This window comes from Rhodopirellula sp. UH5 (assembly GCF_056839225.1).
This window is the reverse complement of the sequence record NZ_CM166390.1, coordinates 248475-267979: the sequence shown is the minus strand read 5'-3', so window position 1 is coordinate 267979 and position 19505 is coordinate 248475. Positions and strand designations below refer to the sequence as shown.

The window sequence follows — 19505 nt, the reverse complement described above, 5'->3', positions numbered from 1 at the left end:
CATTGAAAAAGTTAAATTGACAATTAAAAAATGCAAATGGATGCGATTTCCCCCAAGCATTCCGGCATTTTGCAACTGTCAGTTTACACTTTGACTTTTCAATAACGACTAACGCCGTATCAATACCAATCGCCGGAAACCGCCTAAACTGCCTGGTTGATTTTTTTTCAGCCCGGCCAACGCCCCACGTAGGCCAGGTCCCACCTGGCATGGTGAAACTCCAAACCATAACGCCCTCGCGCCCCACCCAAATTGATCGCCTCGCTTTTGCCAAAGCATCGGCTGGATCGCCAGGTGGAACCTGGCCTACGGGGCTACGGGGCAAGTTCAAGCGTCGATGACGACTTCGCTGACCGGTTTGGCGACGCACAACACCACTTCGTCGTCTTCCAGATCGCATTCCGGTGACTCGTCGTATTTCACCTGGCCCGAAACCAAACGACAAACGCACGCACCGCAATCACCTGAACGACACCCGGAATCAACCTCCACGTCCAACGATTCCGCCACGTCCAGCAAACCGTCCATCCCAGCCTCAAACGAGGCCGACTTTTTGCTGGTTTGAAACGTGACGCTCCAACCGACAGACTCGTCTGATTCAGGGCCATCCGCCCCCGCTCCATCCACACAGGGATCGCAAGCCGGAACAGCCAAGGCTCCCGCCGACTTCGACTTGCCACCAAACGATTCAAACATCACTTGATCAGCCGCAGCACCGCGTTCGATCAGCCCATCCGCGATCGCGTTCATGAACACATCGGGACCGCAAATCAGATACTCGCCGCGATGATGCCCGAGGCGATCCACAATCTGCTCCGCTGACAATCGCCCGACTGCGTCGCCGGGTTGGATGTCGTCGCTTTCCGGTTTGCTGAACCAAAGGTGCACGCGGACGCCTGTGGTCGTCTCCAACATCGTTGCGATTTCACGAATCGGAGTCAGGAACGGTGCGTCGATCGCGTTTCGGACTTGATAGAACAAATTGACTTCGCGATCAGACCGCTCGTTCAGGCTTTGGAACATCATCGACAACATCGGCGTGATTCCAATTCCGGCTGCGATCAAATTCAACGGTTGCGGATCGCGAGCGTGACTCTCGTCCGCGGAATAGTGGAACTTTCCTTTGGGGACCTGAATCTCGATCGGATCGCCCACACCAATGGTGTCGTGCAACAGATTGCTCATTTTCCCGCCCGGCACCCGCTTCACCGTAATCCGGTAGTGCGGTTCATCAGGGCCACTGGAAAGGCTGTAGCAACGCGAGACCTTTTTGCCCGTCGATGGATCGTTCAGTCGCACGGTCAAGTATTGCCCGCCCAAGAATGGTGGGAACGGTTCGCCCTCGCTGGGAACAAACACGAACGAGCGACAATCCGGCGACTCGTCTTTGATCGATTGCACGCTGACCGAACGCCATCCTTTCCATCGCAAGGGATGCTGCGACACGTCCGGTTTGGCAACGGTCCGTGCTTGTTCGGCAGACTCATTGGCAACAGTTTGGAGCCGATTGCCGCTCCGAAGTTTCGGAAGCCGTTTTCGCGTCAGCCGCTTCCACTCCCATTCCTCGATCGCATCGGCGCTGCCGACGAACAACAGGAAACAGCTTCCACAGAAAATCGCGGCGAAAAACAACGATGGAGACACGGCTCAAACGCTCAGCAAAAATCGGAAGCAATCAAACTCAACAGGTTCGTCTGTGAATTTGTTGCTCCGCCAAGCCCGCGTGCACGCAACGAGCATCGGAATCCAACGCACTCCGTCCTTGCCTGATCAGCTTGCAACGGTCGTGACGGTTGAGCCGCAGAAACGCAGAATCGCAGAATCGCTGGTGCGTCACTGGCGAACGCTCGCCGAAACGCTCAAGGCGATTGAGAGAAAAATTGACGCAGAGGCGGGGAGACGCGGAGGCGCAGAGGCTCGCCGTTGTTCAGAACACTCTTTCGATGCCCGAGCGATCGAATCCGCCGAAATGCGTTCTTCCTCGAGCGATCCCATGCGTCTCTGCGCCCTGGCGTCTCTGCGTCAGAACAACTCCTGACGCCCGACGTTCCCTCACGACCGAATTCTCGGCGAATCCGGCTACCTTAGAGTGGAACCGTTCTCCTCAACTGTTCGCGTGCTGGCATCAGAGCACCGAAACGCTCAACGTGATTGAGAGCAAAATTGACGCAGAGGCGGGGAGACGCGGAGGCGCAGAGTCTCGCCGTTGTTCAGAACCAACTTGGAATTTCCAGGCGATCAAATCCGTCGAAATGCGTTCTTCCTCGAGCGATCCCATGCGTCTCTGCGCCTTAGCGTCTCTGCGTCAAAACAAATCCTGTCGCCCAGCTTTCCCTCACGACCGAATTCTTGGTGAATCCGGCTACCAGAGTAGAACCGTTGTCCTCAACTGTTCGCGTGCTGGCGTCAGAGCACCAAAACGCTCAACGCGATTCAGAGCAAACTTTGACGCAGAGGCGCAGAGGCTCGCCATTGTTCAAAACACTCTTTCGATGCCCGAGCGATCGAATCCGCCGAAACGCGTTCTTCCTCCAGCGATCCCATGCGTCTCTGCGCCCTGGCGTCTCCGCGTCAAAACAATTCCTGTCGCCCAGCTTTCCCTCACGACCGAATTCTGGGCGAATCCGGCTACCAGAGTAGAACCGTTGTCCTCAACTGTTTGCGTGCTGGCGTCAGATCACCGAAACGCTCAACGCGGCTGAGAACAAAATTGACGCAGAGGCGGGGAGACGCGGAGGCTCGCCGTTGTTCAGAACACTCTTTCGATGCCCGAGCGATCGAATCCGCCGAAACGCGTTCTTCCTCGGGCGATCCCCTGCGTCTCCGCGCCCTGGCGTCTCTGCGTCAAAACGATTCCTGACGCGTCGCGATTCTTCACGACCGAATTCTTGGCGAATCCGGCTACCAGATTGAAGAGCGAATCCGGCGACAGGTCTGCCTACATGGCGTTGAGCTGTTGGGCTCGAGCCATCGCGTCTTCGGCAGCAGCGATGTAGGCCTGGTTCTGCGTTCCCGCCCAAGCCCGTTGGTACGTGACGCTCATGGCGGTGAAGTTGAACGCGTCGTCGGGCTCCAACTCGCAAGCCTTCTTGCCGTGCTCGATCGCTTCTTCGTGCTGGCCCGTTTTCGTGTAAACACGAGCGAGCGCTAAGTGAGCGATCACAAACGTTTCGTCCTCTTCCACCAACGGCTTCAAACCCGCGATGGCTTCTTCGAATTTTTCCTCGTCGATGATTTTTTCGACTTCGTTGTATCGTTCGTAAAGTTCGTCGCTGGCCATGTGAATCTAAATCAGAGAACTAGGTGGATTGAAAAGCATTCCCAAAGGAACGCCACTGCAACTCATTCCTCGGGTAGCGAAACTCGTCCCTCGAGTAGCGAAACTCGTCAAGAATTTCGAGTTGCATGGTGGTTCGCCGAAAGTCTTGACGACTTCCGCTACAAATTGGTCCCGAAAACCAAGCGAAGACAGAAACCTATTGCTTGGCGGCGATCAGGTCGTCGAGTTCCTGCTTCAACTTAGGCAAAATCTCGTCGTACCCAAAGGCACCGAGAGCTTCCGGGCCACGCTTTAGATTGACTTTTGCAGGCCCGCACCACAACCCGAGGTCCGCGTCATCGGTTTCGCCGGGCCCGTTCACGCGGCATCCCATCACAGCGATCGTGATCGCATAATCTTGGGCAAATGCTGTCATTTCCTTGACCTTGGCAGCCAAATCGATGAACGCCTCGTTCTCCACGCGTGAACAACTGGGGCAACTGATGATGTTCAGCTTCGAATCGTCGAACTTGACCACGCTGCGAACGCGGCCCGCATGAATGTCGTCGACGATCTGCTTGCCCGCATCGATTTCTTCGGGTTTGCGAGGGTTCGGCAACGTCAGCGAAACGCGAACGGTGTCGCCGATGCCTTTGCCGATCAATTGCTCAAACGCGATCCGCGTTTTGATGATTCCGTCCGGCGGCATGCCCGCTTCTGTCACGCCCAAGTGCAGCGCCACGTCCGGGCGTTTCTCAGCAAACAACGTGTTCACCTGGACGACCTTGGACGGGTCACTGTCCTTCAGAGACACGACAAAGTTATGAAATCCCAACGAGTCGACCAGTTCACAGTGTTCCAGTGCCGATTCCAGCATCGGTGTGATCGAATCGTCGTGGTCGTACTTTTCCTTTTTCGCCGGATCGACGCTGCCGCAGTTCACACCGATACGCACCGCGCAGTGGTTGCTGCCGGCGATGTCGATCAGATAGCGAACCTTTTCCTGCCAGGTCAACTCGCGAGCGTGGTGATACAGGTGGCCGGGGTTGTACCGAATCTTGTCAACGTGCGGCGCGACCTTTTCAGCCAGTCGAAAATTCTCCTGCAAATCGACGGCCAAGTTCGCCTTCGTTTGCTTGCGAATCTCCGCCAACGCTTCCGCGTCCTTGTCACTGTCGACCGCGATCCGGACGACGCCCGCTCCACGAGCGTGCAAGGCTTCGGCTTGTTCGACCGTCGCATCGATGTTTTGAGTCTTCGTCGCCGTCATGCTTTGAACAGCGATCGGGTGACCGTCTCCGATCGTGATCGATCCGATGGTGACCGGGCGAGTCGGGTTGCGGCGAATTTTCATGTACGAAAGCAATCAGTCGAGAAAAGAGTGAGCCAAGAAACAGTGAGTTTTCAGACGAAACCGGGTCTGACAAGCCACCCTGTTAGAGAAACCGCAAGAAACCATGCCGGATCACTCCGTCATCTCGGCCAATTCGCGTTCATAGAGCTGCCGAATGTGGTCCAAATCCACGTCCACTTTTGGCAACTGCGGGTCCATGTCACGCAGCGTTTCGCGAACAATCGCGGCAACCGACGCATCTCGGTACCACTTCTTGTCCGCGGGGATCACGTGCCAAGGAGCGATTTTCGAGTGGCATTTTTCCATCGCGTCCTCGTACGCCTCGCGGTACGCCGCCCAATTGTCGCGGGCTTCGTAATCCCCCGCGTTCAGCTTCCAGTGCTTGGTTGGATCGTCCAAGCGTTTTTTGAATCGTTCAAGTTGTTCTCGCGGACTGATGTGCAGGTAAAACTTCAAAATCCGAGTGCCACGATGGGCGAGCATCTTCTCAAAGTCGTTGATGATCTCGTAGCGTTCTTTCCAAACCGACTTCGGCACCAGATCCTCCACACGCACGACCAAGACATCTTCGTAGTGCGAGCGATTGAAAATCGAAACCTTGCCCGCCGCAGGGGTCGCCTTGTGAATTCGCCACAAAAAATCGTGCGCCCGCTCTTCTGAAGACGGAACCTTGAACGGGTACGTCCGGCACCCTTGCGGGTTCATCTGGCCAAGCACCTTGCGGATCAAGCCATCTTTGCCGGCTGCGTCAGGAGCCTGCAGAACAACCAGCAACGACTGCTTGCCCTCCGTGTACATACGGTACTGCAAATCACGAATTTCGATATTCGCTTGATGCGTGAACGCTCGACCGTGAGCCTTGCCTTCGAACGGCCCAGAACACTCCGTGTCGATCTTTTTCAGCGACACTTTGTCACTCGAAAAAGGCAGGCGATGGGCGTCGACGAAGTCAAACTTCGGATCGAGATCCCAATGCGTTTCGTTGGTTGAATCTTCGTCCGTGCTCATGCTGTTCCTGTGGTCGAATGGAGTGGCTTCTCGTTATCCTTGTTGATTCGGAACCTCCAAAACTTCACCCTCCCTCAGGGAGGGTCGAGCGAAGGGAGGGGAGGGCCGAGCATGAACTCATGCATCCAACTCCCCCAGCCCAGCGCGAGATCCGTCATCAAAATCGTCAGTCCATTTCACGGACAACCACATCATCGAACTCGTTCAAGTCATCGAACGAGCCCAGCCCGATGCGACCGGCTCCGAACGTTTTGTCGACAACGCTCATGTGAGGCGTTTCCATGTCGTCAAAGAACACCTCGATCTTGCCGCTCTCAACATCCCGGCGAACCAACACGTTGTGCCAGTCGTTGTCCCAGGGCGTCAGTTTTTCGTTCTTCGTCAGCGCCAATCGCGGGGCTTCCTTGACGATCATGATTTGACCGCTGTGCGGGTCAGGCTTCGCACCCAAGTGAACGTAGTAAAAATGCGAGGAGTCCTGGTACCCAAAGAACACGCAGCAATCTCGGTGATTGCCGGTGTCCAGCGTGCTGCGGACACGAAATTGAATCTCGCAACTGCCAACTTCCAAGTCTTTGACCAAGGCCACGTGACCAGGACTTCGAGTCGGAGGCGCGTACTCGGATTTTCGATCCGTGATCTCGATCGATCCGTTCTTGGATTCGCCGGTGGGTGAATTGAGTTTCCAAGTCTTGGGATCCAGGAATTCCCATCGATCGTCGCCATCTTCAAAGTCGTCTTGGAAAACGACTTTTGCCGGACGAGCGTCCTCGGCGGACACAAGCGGGGAATACGCGGAGAGGGTGGATGCCGCCAAAGCGGCCGACAAGACATTGACAAAAAGAGGTCGCATGTTGGTGAAAATCAGGTGGGGAAGGGGTGGGGAAACTCGTCGATTCAAATAAACCATTGGCCAAACGGATTCGATCTTCGAATCCGATGGGTCCCTGGGCGAAAACATCGATTGGATGTACCGCCGTGAGATGGTCCAGTGTAATGCAACGAAAGACATGGGTGGCCGGGCTCGCGGGGTTCGATCGAGGGGGCGAGCAAGCCCCGTTTTGGTTCCAATTGCGGTGACTGAGTCGATTGCAACATTCGGAAGGGATCCGAACCCAGAAAAAGTTCTCTGTGTCCGCCTATCAGAGGCCAGAAAGGGTTGCAGCGGAAAGCGGAATGAAGCACAATCCCGCCTGACCGAAACACGTCACGCGGCGGCAACGTCTCGTGAGCACGTTTCCACCAGGAGCGGTGGCTGAGTGGTCGAAAGCGCCGGTTTGCTAAATCGGTGAACCGGGAAACTGGTTCCGCAGGTTCGAATCCTGTCCGCTCCGCTTGAACTCGGTCGGCCGGATTGCTTCTGCAATTGGCAGCTTTTTTTTCTGGCATTCGCTCTGGAATGTTGGTGAATCTCGCTCCACCGTTTCGGTTCAGTTCAAACCGACGATTCGTCGTCGGTCGAGAGTGTAGCTCAGTTGGCAGAGCATTCGACTTTTAATCGAATGGTCCTGGGTTCGAGTCCCAGCACTCTCACTTCTTTTTGGCCCCAGCGTGGGCGAGCGGCCTGCGTGCCAAATTTCCCTCCGAGGTAGCCGGATTCGCCAAGAATTCGGACAGGCACAAACGGTAGCCGGATTCGCCGAGAATTCGGACAGCAACTGAAACGCGGGAGTCAGGATCTTTTTTTGACGCAGAGACGCCAAGCCGCAGAGACGCATGGGGTCGCTCGAAGAAGAACGCGTTTCGGCTGGATCGATCGCTCGGGCATTCCAGGGCGGTTTTGAACAACGGCGGACCCTCTCCGCCTTCGCGTCTCCCCGCCTCTGCGTCAATTTGGATCGCAATCGCGTTGACTGCTTCGACGATTCGACGCCAGCACGCAAACAGTTGAGGACAACGGTTCGACTCTGAGGTCGCCGGATTCGCCAAGAATTCGGACTGCACTCCAATCATCCTGCCCACCGTCTCTAAAAGTCGGCCTGGATGACCTCGGAACCATCTCGCGTCCCCAATGCCTGCCAGAGTTGCGTGTCGATGGATTGGTTGATCACGCGAACTGCGCCGGCCGCATCCACGCAATGGACCAGGTCACCGTGCACACTACTCGGGGCAAACAATGCGTTGTTGTACGATGTTCCATTCTTGCAATTTCGAGGTTGCTTGGGAAAGATCGCAATCAAACAAGAGACTCCCAACGATGCCTCATACCACACGCCACCCAGACCATACGAAGCGAGGCCTGAGGACTCAGAACTGCCAAAGCACTCTTCTTGAAACGCATCCAACTCTTCTGGGATTTCATAGCGCCGCGTGGTTGACGCAGTCCTGCCGTCGAAACGGTTGGGCTCACCGGGAAAACTCCTGTACGCGAGTGACTCGGTGATTGCCAAGGTGTTGCTGAGCCCATCGGTGATGCTAGCGGCCGTGACGGCAAAGCCGTTGCGAACAGAACCGCTGTAGATCACACCGTTGTAATTGGGTGTTGGCGTCCCGCCGCTAATGCCAACGTAATTGATGCTTTCGCGTCCCTCCGTTGTCGAGTGAAATGAATCGGAGGGGCACTGGTACACGACCGGAGGAGGCAGTTGCCAAGAAGAGTTCAATTGATCGTAAGGACGGATACTCATGTCGATGGAATCATAGCGATCGGTCTCTTCCAGAAAAGGAAGCAGACGGACCTGAAATGAAAACCCGTTTCCATTGCCCCTCGGATAGCATCGGTGAACCGACTCGTAGTTCAGCATGGCCAGCCCCACCTGACGAAGCCGGTTCGCACAGGTGACTTTTCGTGCGGAACCTCTCACGGCGAGAATGGCTGACGCAAGAAGCGAAATGGCCACCGCCACGCAAGCCAAAGTCACCATCAGTTCGAGAAGTGTGAACCCGTTTCTTCTGCCTTGACGCATTGTTGGCCCCTTAACTCAGACGCTAAGCAGGAATGATTGGACAAAACCCCGCTAACCGCTTGGGCCTCACCACGTAGCAGCGTCCCCCAAGACGTTGCCATTTGCGAGTCTCCGAGAGACTCGCCTACGTGAGGTTTTGCCGATAGACTCCTGCCTACCCGCTCAACACCAAGAAGTAAGAAAAGCGGAGTCGCACGGCTTCCGATCGTATGAACGCGGGGGAGCGTTGGGAATCGCAGAAAGAGGACGGCGAGTCAAAAGGGGCCATGCTTCACGGCATCTTTGCTCAATCCACACCAACCAACACCGGATATCAAATATCCGATGAAACATCGCGTGTGAACCAAACGCCGGAACCCCGCTGGCACTCCAGATCGGCCCACGTTGGGATGCCCCGCGGCAGGCCGGCTGAACGAATTGAGCGACGGTCTCAAACGCTCGTTGACCCGCCGCACAAACCAAACGAGATCACTCGTAATCCCACTTCATGATCCAAGGATCGTCGTACTTTTTCTGCAGCTTCTTGAGCTTCGCCTTGTAAGCTTCCAAGACCTCCGTGTGGCTGCTGCTGATCGCCAAGTTGGTCGACTCATTGGGATCGGCCTCGATATCGAACAGTTCAAACTCGGGTCGGTGGATGTACTTGCCCACCGTTTGCTTTCCGTACGGTGCGTCCATGCCCTTGGCCAACTGAGCCTGCCACGAACTGGCTGCCCACAGGTCACTGGCGAAGGGATAATCCAGCCCGTGAGCGATGTTCCAAATCAACTTGTACTTGCCATCCCGAATGACTCGCATCGGGTAGTACATTTGAATTTCGTGGAACGTGTGCGATGCAAAGATCTCTTCGTGATGTGCCTTCGCCGGATCGGCCAACACATCCATCCAACTGCGACCGTGGTAATGATCCAGCGGCTTGTTGCCGTTGTGATTGTCCATCGGTGAAACGCCCAGCTCGTTGCGAAGCTTCTTGGCAGGAACCAACTTCTTCGGCGCGTTGGTCTTCCGGTCCAAACCACCAGCAAAATCAAGCAGGGTCGGCGTGATGTCGATGTGGCTGATCATCGCACCGCTCTCCACACCACGCTCTTCTTGGTAGGGATCACGAACAACCATCGGGACGCGCAGTCCACCTTCGTACACGGTCGTCTTGCCGCCGGCGAACGCCATCCCGTGATCACTTGTGAACACGATCATGGTTTTGTCGTAGAGGTCCGCCTCTTTCAGAATCTGGACCAATCGAGCCACGCCTTGATCGACGCGGGCACAGGCTTGGTAATACTGAGCCAACTCCGAACGAGTTTCAGCCGTGTCCGGCAAAAAGTCGGGTACGACCACATCCTTGGGATCAAAGAAGACTTCTTCGACACCCGGGTAAGCACCTCGACGCGGTTTGTTACCGAACAAATCAGGCTTGAGCTCCAACTCGGACGTCTTGTCGACGCCACCACCACGGTGCGGGTCCGAGGTTGCGAAATACAGGAAGAACGGACGGTCGTCTTCTTGGTTCGTCAGAAAATCCTTCGCGGTTTCTGCCATCTCGACCGCGCTACGCGAATTGGCTTTCAAGTAGGTTTCGTAGTGATAAACCGATTCGGGCGCGACGTGATACTTGCCAATGTGTCCGGTGCGGTAGCCGGTGTTTGCCATCACACGCGGCAAAGCCAACCCAGCGACGTCGTTGAACGAAGCAAACTTGTGATAATGATGTTGATGTCCAAACTGTCCGTTACGATGGTTGTGCAAACCGCTCATCACCACACTTCGGCTGGCACTGCACGAGGCCGTGGTGGCAAACGCGTTTCGAAACACCATCCCGTCGGCGGCGACGGCATCAATCGCGGGAGTCACCGCCGCGGGATCACCGTAACACCCCAGCGTGGGACTCTCATCGTCCGTGATAATGAACAAAACATTTCGTTCCGCCGCGTGCAGCGTCATCGATGCGAACAAGCAGGTGGCGGCCGTCGTCACGACAAGGCAGCCGCGAGCCACCAAGGTCCAGAGATTTTTCATGTGGAAGAAGGTGTGGGGAGAGAGGAAGGTGGGGAAGGTTTTCACGAGCATGCCCGCGAGAGCACCACTATACCTGATCGTTGTGATTTTATGGCTGATTCCTGCCGTTCCGTCCCAGGTGCCCGCCGACGACACGCCGATCACCACGCCCCCGCCAGACACCGAAACGCATGCGACCGGGCCATCGACGGCGACATCGACCGAGCAAACTCCGATCGACCGAGTCACCGCGTTCATCCCGCTGCCGCCGGCCGCTGATCCGCCCCCGCTGGAATCGCCTTCCCAGCCCTTGGACGCTGCCGGATACCAGACCGCCGATTTCGCCACACGGGCCGACTCGCCCAACCCCGCCGATGAGATCTGGTCCGCCTACATTGACCTTTGGAAATCTCACTACGAATCCCCCAGCCAACCGGAACTCCGATCGCTGTTCGGATTCCCCGTCGACGCAGACGTGCTGATCACAGATCGCCGTGGCCGGGTGGCCCCCAGCGAACTGAACTGGCGTCCGGGTTCCTTCCGCGTCTGGCAAACCGATCACTTCGAGATCCTCAGCCAAGCCGATGACGTGTCTTCTCGGACCGTTGCCGAAGCTCTCGAACGAGAATACTGGGTCTGGACTCAGGTCTTCTTCCCAATCTGGTCGGGCCGAAACCAAGTCGCAGCAATCGTCCGGGACTGGGAACGCGAAAACACATCGGCCGCCGACCATTTGAAATCACGGTCGTCCCCCGCTCGGCTTCAACATGGTCAACGTCACCGCGTCGTCTTGCTGGCGGATCAGGAAAGTTATCGAGCCACGATCGCCACCGCATTCCGCAACACAGACACCTCGGCGGTCGCCGCCTCCACCGGGTTCTACAGCGACACACTGCGACTCTCGTTCTTTTTCCCACAGCCCGACCTGGCGAGTTTGCATCACGAGATCTGCCACCAACTGTTCACCGAAGCCTCCGCCAACGCATCCCGACGTCGGCCAACTCGCGGGCAAACTTTCGCGACCGCGACCACCGAAGACTTTTGGTTGATCGAAGGCATGGCGGGATACTTCGAATCGCTTCGCTACGAACAATCACTGGCCTACGTCGGCGGTTGGGAATCCCCGCGGTTGCAATTGGCTCGCTACCAAGCCCTGATTGGCGGAGTCCCCATTGCATCGCTCGAAGACCTGCGTGGCACTCGCGACGACGTACAATCCAAACCCGACCTGGCTCGCTGGTACTCCCAAGCCGCCTTGCGAACGCACTACCTGATGGACAACGCCGGCCCAACCAAGCGTCGTGGTCTGCTCAAACAGTTGGCCGACCTCTATTCGCAAACCAAGCCAAACGCCGAGACTTCTCCAACCAGCAACGATGCCGCGAACGAGACCAACCCGGCGGCCATCTTGCGTGCTCTGCGAGTCGACGATGCTCACGTGACACGCAATCCCGCCAAAGGAGACCTGACGACGTTGTGCCTGGCCGGATGCAACCTCACCAGCCAGGGCCTTTCCAAACAGAAACCGCTCCACGGCCTGACCTGGTGCGACCTCTCGCGTTTGCCACTGACCGACGCGGACGTCCTACGGCTGATCGTCGACACCCAGCAATTGGATCAACTGAGCCTGGAGGCCACCCAAGTGACCAACCAAGTCACCACGTTGCTGCGTGGCGCGAACCAACTGCGAGAGCTGGACCTCAGCTACACCGCCATCGACGACTCCGCACTGAAGTCGATCCCGCCGTCAGTCTCCACGCTTTGGCTGACGGGCACCAATTTGACCGACCAAGCCATCGACACGCTGGTCGCTTTGCCGCGATTGCAAACCATCGACCTTCAGCGCACCACGATCACCGAACGAGGCCTGCAACGGTTTCGTCAGCTCAAACCCAACTGCCAGCTCAACCCACTGAACATCCCCGAATGATTCGCACGCCAAAGTCCAACGCCAATCCACCCGACCTCGACAAGGTCGTTTGGGATTCGTGGTGGTTGGCATCTGGGTTTCGCCCCGGATGGGGCCGTCATGCTTAGGACCACGTGAACAACCGGTGACGTAGCGGAAGGGCGCGAGCTCTCCGGTTCCTCACCGGGCGGCTTGCGCCACACCGCTAACAACGTCACTTGTTGTTCACGCGTTGCTTAGCTCGGGGCGGAAGCCCCGAGAGACCGATGCCGGAAAACAAACGGTCGCCCCGGATGGGGCCGTCGTGCTTAGGACCACGTGAACAACAAGTGACGTAGCGGAAGGGCGCGAGCCCTCCGGTTCCTCACCGGGCGGCTTGCGCCACACCGCTAACATCGTCACTTGTTGTTCACGCGTTGCTTAGCTCGGGGCGGAAGCCCCGAGAGACTAATGCCGGACAACAAACGGTCTCCCCGGATGGGGCCGTCGCAGGAGTTGAGGGCGTCCCTCGCTCACGCATCGGGTTGTGATGGGCACTCTTGGCCGACTCTGACGGGCAAGAGTGCCCATCCCACTGACTAGAACGGCAACTCAGGCAACACGACCTCAACGGCGCGTCCGTTGGTCGGGTCTCGAAACGACAACTGGGCTGCGACGAGCTGCAAGGCGGACTCATCCTCCGCGTTCCCATACAGCGGATCACCCACAATCGGGTGACCACGATGACCGCACTGGATTCGCAATTGATGCATTCGTCCGGTGACGGGACGAAGCTCGATCCGAGAACGATTCGACGCCGCATCAAAATCCAGAAAGCTCACCTTCGTTTCGGCGGAGCGTGCATCGGCGGTTTCAGGCTCCACCACTTCCACACGAGCCTGGTCGGGTGTCTTGGCGACATAGTCCTGCCATGGCTCTTGCTTGCAAGCCTCGCGAGCGTCGCCTTCCACCACCGCAACATACTTTTTCTGAACGCGTCGCAACCGAAACTGCTCGCTCAGCAAACGCGCCGCTTTCTTGCGGAGTGCGATCAGGACCAATCCCGACACGGGACGGTCGAGCCGGTGCACGGCTGTCAGATAGCTGGTGGAAGTGCCGGCTTGTTCAAACTGCTCGCGCAGCTTGGATTGCAGACACGGTGTGCCCGGTGGCGATGTGGTGGGAAGGCCAGCCGGCTTGCACGCGACAACGCACGAATGTGAAGCCCAAAGAATTTCAATCATCGGCATATCGTGATCTCAGCTCACGACTGTCGCAACGCCAATCGCCCCGACCAACCCAACTTTTCGCGGAGCGTCCGATAGTCGTTCTGGCCGGGAACTCGGAGCATTTCAAACGCCACCGGAGCCCGGTGCACACGAACCCGGTCGCCCGATTTCAACTGGCCTAGAATTCGACCATCCACCACGATGCTGGTCGATTCATTGGGTTCCGTCACCGCCAGTTCCAAACGCGTGTCGGCGGAGTCAACCAGCGGACGGTAGGTCAACGTGTGCGGGCTGATCGGCGAGATCACGATCGCCTGCAATTGCCGTCTCAAGATCGGCCCTCCGGCGGATAAGTTGTGAGCGGTCGACCCGACCGGAGTCGCCACGATCAACCCATCACATCGATACTGGGTCGCCAGCTCATCGTCGGCGTAGAGATCAATGTCCAGAATTGCGAACGGCGGCCCGTTCAAAATGGCCGCTTCGTTGAGAGCCATGGATTGAGCGATGACCTGGTCGTCACGAACCAGCTGCACTTCCAGCATCAGGTGCCGAATGATCGAAAAGTCACCATGACAGACCTTGGGCCAAGCGTCCAAAAAATCTTCGGGCGAAAGAGCGGCCAAAAATCCCAAGCGACCGCAATTGATCCCCAGCACCGGTGTTTGATGACTGCCCATCTGACGGGCGGATTGCAGAATGGACCCGTCACCGCCAATCACGATCACCAAATCAAGGTCGTCATCCGAGAAGTCATAGGTGAATTCAAAGTCAGCCGCGACCAATTCCGCATGCGACTGAATCGTCGGCCGAAGGCGCTTCCAAGCGGAGGACACGTTGTTCTTGTTAGGAGCCCCTAACACAACAATTCGCGGTGGCCGACCACAGCCACACCAATCCGGAGCTTCTCCGCTGGAAGATGACATCAGACACCAACCTGCGAACCGACCTCAGAAGCCGCTTCACGACACACCTCAATCACCTTCTGCGCAGACAAAGTGGATTCGTCCAGCAACTGCGAACGGTCTCCATGCAACACAAACTCGTCGGGCAACGCCAACCGATGAACAGCTCGTGTGTCCAAGCGTTGATCCACCGCTGATTCCAAGAACGCGGAACCAAACCCGCCCACTCGAGTGCCTTCTTCCAACGTCACAACAAAGCGACCGCCGCTCAAGGTTCGATGGACCATCTCGGCATCAATCGGTTTGACAAAGCGAGCGTTGACGACGCCGATTTCCAACTCACCTTCGAGTTGCTCGGCCGCAGCAATCGCTTGTTCCAACATCGCACCATAGGCCACGATCGTTCCGTCGGCTCCCTCGCGAATCCACTCGGCTTTGCCAACTTCGATCGGTGCCGGCGTGTGAGTCGCCTCCAGCGCGGACGCCTTCGGATAACGAATCCCAGACGGATGATCGAGCGTCAGTGCCGTGTCCAACATCATCGACAACTCTTGGGCATACCCAGGAGCCATCAAGACCATGTTCGGGAATAAACGCATGTAACCGATGTCGTAAACGCCATGGTGAGTCGGCCCGTCCGGCGCGGTCAGACCAGCCCGGTCCATCATGAACACGACCGGCAAATCCTGCAGGGCGACCTCTTGGAAAATCTGATCGTAGCTGCGTTGCAAGAACGTGCTGTAGATGTCCACGATCGGACGCATGCCGGTTTTGCATTGCCCAGCGGCAAAGGCAACCGCATGCGATTCACAGATGCCAACATCAAAGAATCGATCCGCGAATTTTTCGCGAACGGGCTCCAGCTTGTTGCCTTGGCACATCGCCGCGGTGATGACCGTGACTCGCGAATCGCGATCCATGGCCGCACCGATCGCGTCGCGGGCATGAGTTGTGTAAGGAGGCTGGCCATCGCTGCCCCGAGTCACCGGCGTGCCACCACGGTCTTCGAAAGCAGGTGGCGTGTGGAAGAACACCGGGTCTTCCGCGGCGGGTTTGTAACCGTGTCCCTTTTCCGTCACCACGTGCAGCAGAACCGGACCGGGTGTCTCCCGGCACAGACGCAGGTACTTCTGCATCAACGGGATGTCGTGACCATCGATCGGACCGATGTAGCGGATCCCGAGTTCTTCGAACAACATGCCGCCCAGCAATCCGGCTTTGACGCCTTCTTTCATCTGAGCCAACAAACGTTCGGCTGGGTCGCCAAACATCGGGACTCGGTCAAGTAACCGGGTGACCTCGTGTTTCAGCCCCGTGTAAAACGGGTTGCCGCGCAACCGGTCCAAGTACTGAGCCACGGAACCGGTGCGATGACAGATCGACATTTTGTTGTCGTTCAGCACGATCGTCAGATCATCGCCGAGTTCGCCCGCGTTGTTCAGCGCCTCAAAGACGACTCCACAGGGAAACGCCCCGTCGCCGATCACGGCCACGGTTCGGCGATCCTCTTGGTTCATCAAGATGTCGCCACTGCGCAACCCGACCGCGGTGCTGACGCTGCACCCGGCGTGGCCCGTCATGAACAGGTCGTAAACGCTCTCGTGGGGGTTGGGGTACCCCATCAACCCGCCGGCAGTGCGGATCGTTTCAAAGCGGTCGTAGCGGCCGGTCACCAATTTGTGCGGGTAGACCTGGTGCCCCGTGTCCCAGATCAATCGATCCGTGCGAAAATCGAATTCGCTGTGCAGGGCCAAGCAAAGCTCCACCACGCCCAAGTTGGACGCGAAGTGAGCCGTTCGGGTCGCGAGCAAATTGCACAGCACGTCGCGGATTTCGACGGCCGCGTCGCCCAGTTGCGCGGGGGACCAATTGGCCAGCGGAGTTGCATCCTGCAAACCTGCCAGCAGGGGGTGTTTGTGATCAATCAATTTGTACGCTCCAAAACAAAGTCCGCCAATTCTGTTAACCGCTGCGCAGTCGCTCCGAACAACTGCAGCGATTCGTGCGCCGTGCAAATGGTCGCTTTGGCGTGGGCTCTCGCCCGATCCAGTCCCATCAATCCCGGGTACGTCAGTTTGCCCCGGCCGTCGTCTTTGCCCGTTCGTTTTCCAAGTTGTTCGTCCGTGGACGTGCAATCCAGCAAATCGTCCGTGATTTGAAAGGCGAGTCCAAACGCTTTAGCGTAATCGGTCAAGGCCGAAACCGCCCGCGAATCTGCTCCGGCGGAAATTGCGCCCATGGCCGCACAGGCCATGAACAAAGCCCCCGTTTTACGTTGGTGGATCGCTTCCAAGTGCTTCAGCGCCGAATCGGGACCGCCAAAGTCCTCCACGGTGCGTTTCTCCGCATCCAAGTCATCGGCCTGGCCGCCGACCAACCCAGCTGGCCCCGATGCGGTGGCCAACGTCCCAATCAGCGCTGCCGAGCGTGAAACGTCGGGGGTGCTTTGGTGCAGATGAGCAAATGCCATCGATTGCAGTGCGTCCCCCGCCAGAATCGCCGTGGCTTCGTCAAACTCAATGTGCGTTGTCGGTCGCCCACGACGCAAATCGTCGTCGTCCATCGCAGGCAGGTCATCATGGATCAGCGAATAGGCATGAATCATCTCGATCGCCACGGCCGATGGCATTGCGCCAGCGACATCGCCACCGCACGCTTCCGCCGCCATGATCGTCAACATCGGACGAAGCCGCTTTCCCGGCGCCAAGACGGCGTACCGGATCGCAGCCGCCAATCGTTCTGGAACTCCAGCCCGATCCCGGCAGGCTTCTTCCAAAGCCGCTTCCACCGCCGGACGTCGAGCGTCCATGTAGTCTTTCAATGATCGGTGGGTTTCCACCGACTGTTCACGGTGCTCACCCGATGCATCCACGCTCACTCATCATCCTCCAAGGTTTCCGCGCCAGATACTCCGCGACGTTTGCCGCGAGACGCCTGCTTTTGAATCAACGACTCGCCGCCCGACATGTTCTCAAGCGGTTCCGTCACCGGACGCCCCTCCGCATCCACGCCCGCTAAGACGGAGATCTTGCGTTCGGCCACGTCGAGCAACTGGTAACACTGTCGCATCTTGGACACCGCCACCTCGTACTGCTTCAACGATTCATCCAGCGTCAACGCCCCGGATTCCAGCTTTCGGACGATGGATTCGACATCACCCAACGTTGCTTCGAAATCCGCGAGATCCGTCGCAGACGCGTCGACTGTGCCGGTCTCGTCCGCCGGGGGGTTCCGTTTCTTCTTAGCCAAAACTTGATTTTCCCGGATTGGATGAGGATGGTCGGTGCGATTTTTTGACCAGCAATTGTTTGTGGTCTAGTGTTCCGGAGAAGCGGTGTTCTTGAACTATAGCAGACAGTGCATCGCACTCATCAGGCCACGCCTGACCCGATTTTGCCCCGGAATTTGAATCTCCAGCCACATGGCTCGAAACAACCGAAAACGAAAGCGACGACTGACTCTTCCTGCTCCGCAATCGCGGCCACAGGTGGAGCAACTCGGTGCTGGCAATATCGAAGGGACCCAAAATCCTTGCGAGCAAGTCCCTGAATCGACTGCAATGTCAACCAACACATCCACTCCAAACGATCCGAACGACAAAGTTCAAGCGAAATCCGCTTCAAGCGGCGCGGGGCTGACTCGCGCTGACATCGTGGACGTTGTTTCCGATGCTGCCACGCCAATCGATCTTCGCTTGCAAGAAATCGTCTCGCTGCTGAGCGAATTCGAAGGCCGCTTGACCACTCGCTTGGACGAGTTCGATCTGCTGTCGGGGACTCCCTCCGAACAAGCGGAACTCTCGCTCAAAGCGGAAACACCCTACGAACCTGACGAACTCACCTTCGCGGAAGAACCCGACGACGCGGAAACGCCCCCTCCATCGCCCGAGATCGCTTACGACGATTACTTGGCCTATGACGAGAACTCTGCGTACGAAGAAGAGCCGACCTACGTCGAAGACACCTCTTTTGCAGAAGCCTCTGCCTTCGAAGACTCAGCTCTGGCTGACTTAGCAGCGATTGACCCAGCCTACGACGAGCATTCGGAGAACCCGGAACTCGAACCGGAGCCCACCACCGAACCGACCGCTGGCTCCTGGCAACCGCCAATGGCGGAGGAAGCACCAACCGACTACGTCGACTTGGTCTCGCCCGAAGTCCATCGACTGGAGGAAGAACTGCAGTCGGAGCGCATGCGTTCGCACGAACTGCAAACCCAGAATGAAGAACTCGCTGCCCAACTGGCATCGTCCGGCGTCACTCGCACCGTGTCCGACACGCAGGGCTGCGACGATTCGATGTCTTGGGAAGAACGCAAGGCAAAGATTCTGGAACAGATGGAGAACGACGACTTCAACGCGGAGTCGTTCCTGGAATCCCTGTCGCAGTCATCTCAAGACATTGCTGCCTCGATTGATCCAGATTGGATCCACAACCCGGTGGCGTTCATCGACGATCTGGTTGATCGACTGTCGCAGGCAGAACAAACGATTGCCGAACGCAACGCTGAGATTCACGAATTGCAAATCCTGCTGCAAAACCGTGCCGACACACGCAACGACAATGTCGCCTTCGGTGCCGCCGCCATCGCTGGCATGGTCGACTCCGATGAATTGGTGATGGCCGAACGCGCCCGACTGGCAGAATTGAAAACCGAATGGGAAGACAAATTCCGCACGGCCGAAATCGAAGTTTCGCTGGAACGCGCCAAACTATCGCGGGAACGACAAACGCTGGCTCGTCGTGCGGAAGAGCTGGAAGAACAGATCGAACAGCTGCAACGCGAGAAACGCGATGCCCGAGATTATCCCAAAGCCGGTCGCCGATGGCTGGCCGAACTGGGCCTGCAATCCGAGAGCGAGTGATCCTTGGTAGCGCAAAGCGTGACGGCGAGTCGACTGAGTCGTCAACGACGCTCCAACAGATGCGGGTAGGATGGGCACTCTTGCCCCTCAGAGTTTT

At 57.4% G+C, this 19505-nt stretch carries 14 protein-coding genes and 2 tRNA genes; 4 read left to right on the top strand and 12 right to left on the bottom strand.

Annotation, left to right across the window (positions count from 1 at the left end):
* Window positions 1–327: 327 nt before the first annotated feature.
* From UH5x_RS00960 to UH5x_RS00940, 5 genes are all read right to left on the bottom strand, one after another.
* Entirely contained in the window at window positions 328–1644 is a 1317-nt protein-coding gene (locus UH5x_RS00960; RefSeq protein WP_482634391.1) for an FAD-binding oxidoreductase, read from the bottom strand.
* Between the two features lie 1294 nt (window positions 1645–2938).
* Window positions 2939–3280 carry a tetratricopeptide repeat protein gene (locus UH5x_RS00955; protein WP_047813443.1) on the bottom strand — a complete coding sequence of 114 codons (342 nt, stop codon included), beginning with the start codon at window positions 3278–3280 and terminating at the stop codon, window positions 2939–2941.
* Between the two features lie 196 nt (window positions 3281–3476).
* On the bottom strand, window positions 3477–4625 hold the full coding sequence (gene ispG, locus UH5x_RS00950; protein WP_482634390.1) for a (E)-4-hydroxy-3-methylbut-2-enyl-diphosphate synthase: 1149 nt from the start codon (window positions 4623–4625) through the stop codon (window positions 3477–3479).
* 99 nt (window positions 4626–4724) lie between these two features.
* The gene (locus UH5x_RS00945; protein WP_482634389.1) at window positions 4725–5621 is read right to left on the bottom strand and encodes a polyphosphate kinase 2 family protein; all 897 of its coding nucleotides are present in this window, start codon (window positions 5619–5621) and stop codon (window positions 4725–4727) included.
* A 166-nt stretch (window positions 5622–5787) separates the two neighbouring features.
* The gene (locus UH5x_RS00940; protein WP_047813569.1) at window positions 5788–6402 is read right to left on the bottom strand and encodes a hypothetical protein; all 615 of its coding nucleotides are present in this window, start codon (window positions 6400–6402) and stop codon (window positions 5788–5790) included.
* Window positions 6403–6866: 464 nt separating this feature from the next.
* Here UH5x_RS00940 and UH5x_RS00935 point away from each other — a divergent pair.
* Window positions 6867–6955, top strand: a tRNA-Ser gene (locus UH5x_RS00935).
* Between the two features lie 126 nt (window positions 6956–7081).
* A tRNA-Lys gene (locus UH5x_RS00930) sits at window positions 7082–7154 on the top strand.
* Window positions 7155–7588: 434 nt separating this feature from the next.
* Here UH5x_RS00930 and UH5x_RS00925 read toward each other — a convergent pair.
* Window positions 7589–8527, bottom strand: coding sequence for a DUF1559 family PulG-like putative transporter (locus tag UH5x_RS00925; RefSeq protein WP_482634388.1), 939 nt, complete (start codon window positions 8525–8527; stop codon window positions 7589–7591).
* A 468-nt stretch (window positions 8528–8995) separates the two neighbouring features.
* On the bottom strand, window positions 8996–10543 hold the full coding sequence (locus tag UH5x_RS00920; protein ID WP_083434816.1) for a sulfatase family protein: 1548 nt from the start codon (window positions 10541–10543) through the stop codon (window positions 8996–8998).
* A gap of 49 nt (window positions 10544–10592) precedes the next feature.
* On the opposite strand from UH5x_RS00920, the gene UH5x_RS00915 reads away from it, so the two are divergent.
* Complete coding sequence (locus UH5x_RS00915; protein WP_482634387.1) at window positions 10593–12452, top strand: hypothetical protein; 1860 nt, start codon at window positions 10593–10595, stop codon at window positions 12450–12452.
* Between the two features lie 557 nt (window positions 12453–13009).
* On the opposite strand, the gene UH5x_RS00910 is transcribed toward UH5x_RS00915, so the two are convergent.
* Genes UH5x_RS00910 through xseB form a run of 5 tightly spaced genes read right to left on the bottom strand, consistent with a single transcriptional unit; the run spans window position 13010 to window position 17793 of the window.
* Complete coding sequence (locus UH5x_RS00910; protein WP_482634386.1) at window positions 13010–13654, bottom strand: RluA family pseudouridine synthase; 645 nt, start codon at window positions 13652–13654, stop codon at window positions 13010–13012.
* 20 nt (window positions 13655–13674) lie between these two features.
* Window positions 13675–14565, bottom strand: coding sequence for an NAD(+)/NADH kinase (locus UH5x_RS00905; protein WP_047813438.1), 891 nt, complete (start codon window positions 14563–14565; stop codon window positions 13675–13677).
* A complete protein-coding gene (gene dxs / locus UH5x_RS00900) occupies window positions 14565–16472 on the bottom strand; it encodes a 1-deoxy-D-xylulose-5-phosphate synthase (protein ID WP_047813437.1) in 1908 nt (635 codons plus the stop codon). Before dxs ends, UH5x_RS00905 begins: the two co-directional genes overlap by 1 nt.
* Complete coding sequence (locus UH5x_RS00895; protein WP_482636096.1) at window positions 16469–17416, bottom strand: polyprenyl synthetase family protein; 948 nt, start codon at window positions 17414–17416, stop codon at window positions 16469–16471. The genes dxs and UH5x_RS00895 overlap by 4 nt, the downstream gene beginning before the upstream one ends.
* Before the next feature lie 2 nt (window positions 17417–17418).
* Window positions 17419–17793 carry an exodeoxyribonuclease VII small subunit gene (gene xseB, locus UH5x_RS00890; protein ID WP_047813435.1) on the bottom strand — a complete coding sequence of 125 codons (375 nt, stop codon included), beginning with the start codon at window positions 17791–17793 and terminating at the stop codon, window positions 17419–17421.
* Window positions 17794–17965: 172 nt separating this feature from the next.
* On the opposite strand from xseB, the gene UH5x_RS00885 reads away from it, so the two are divergent.
* On the top strand, window positions 17966–19408 hold the full coding sequence (locus tag UH5x_RS00885; RefSeq protein ID WP_482634385.1) for a hypothetical protein: 1443 nt from the start codon (window positions 17966–17968) through the stop codon (window positions 19406–19408).
* Window positions 19409–19505 lie beyond the last annotated feature (97 nt).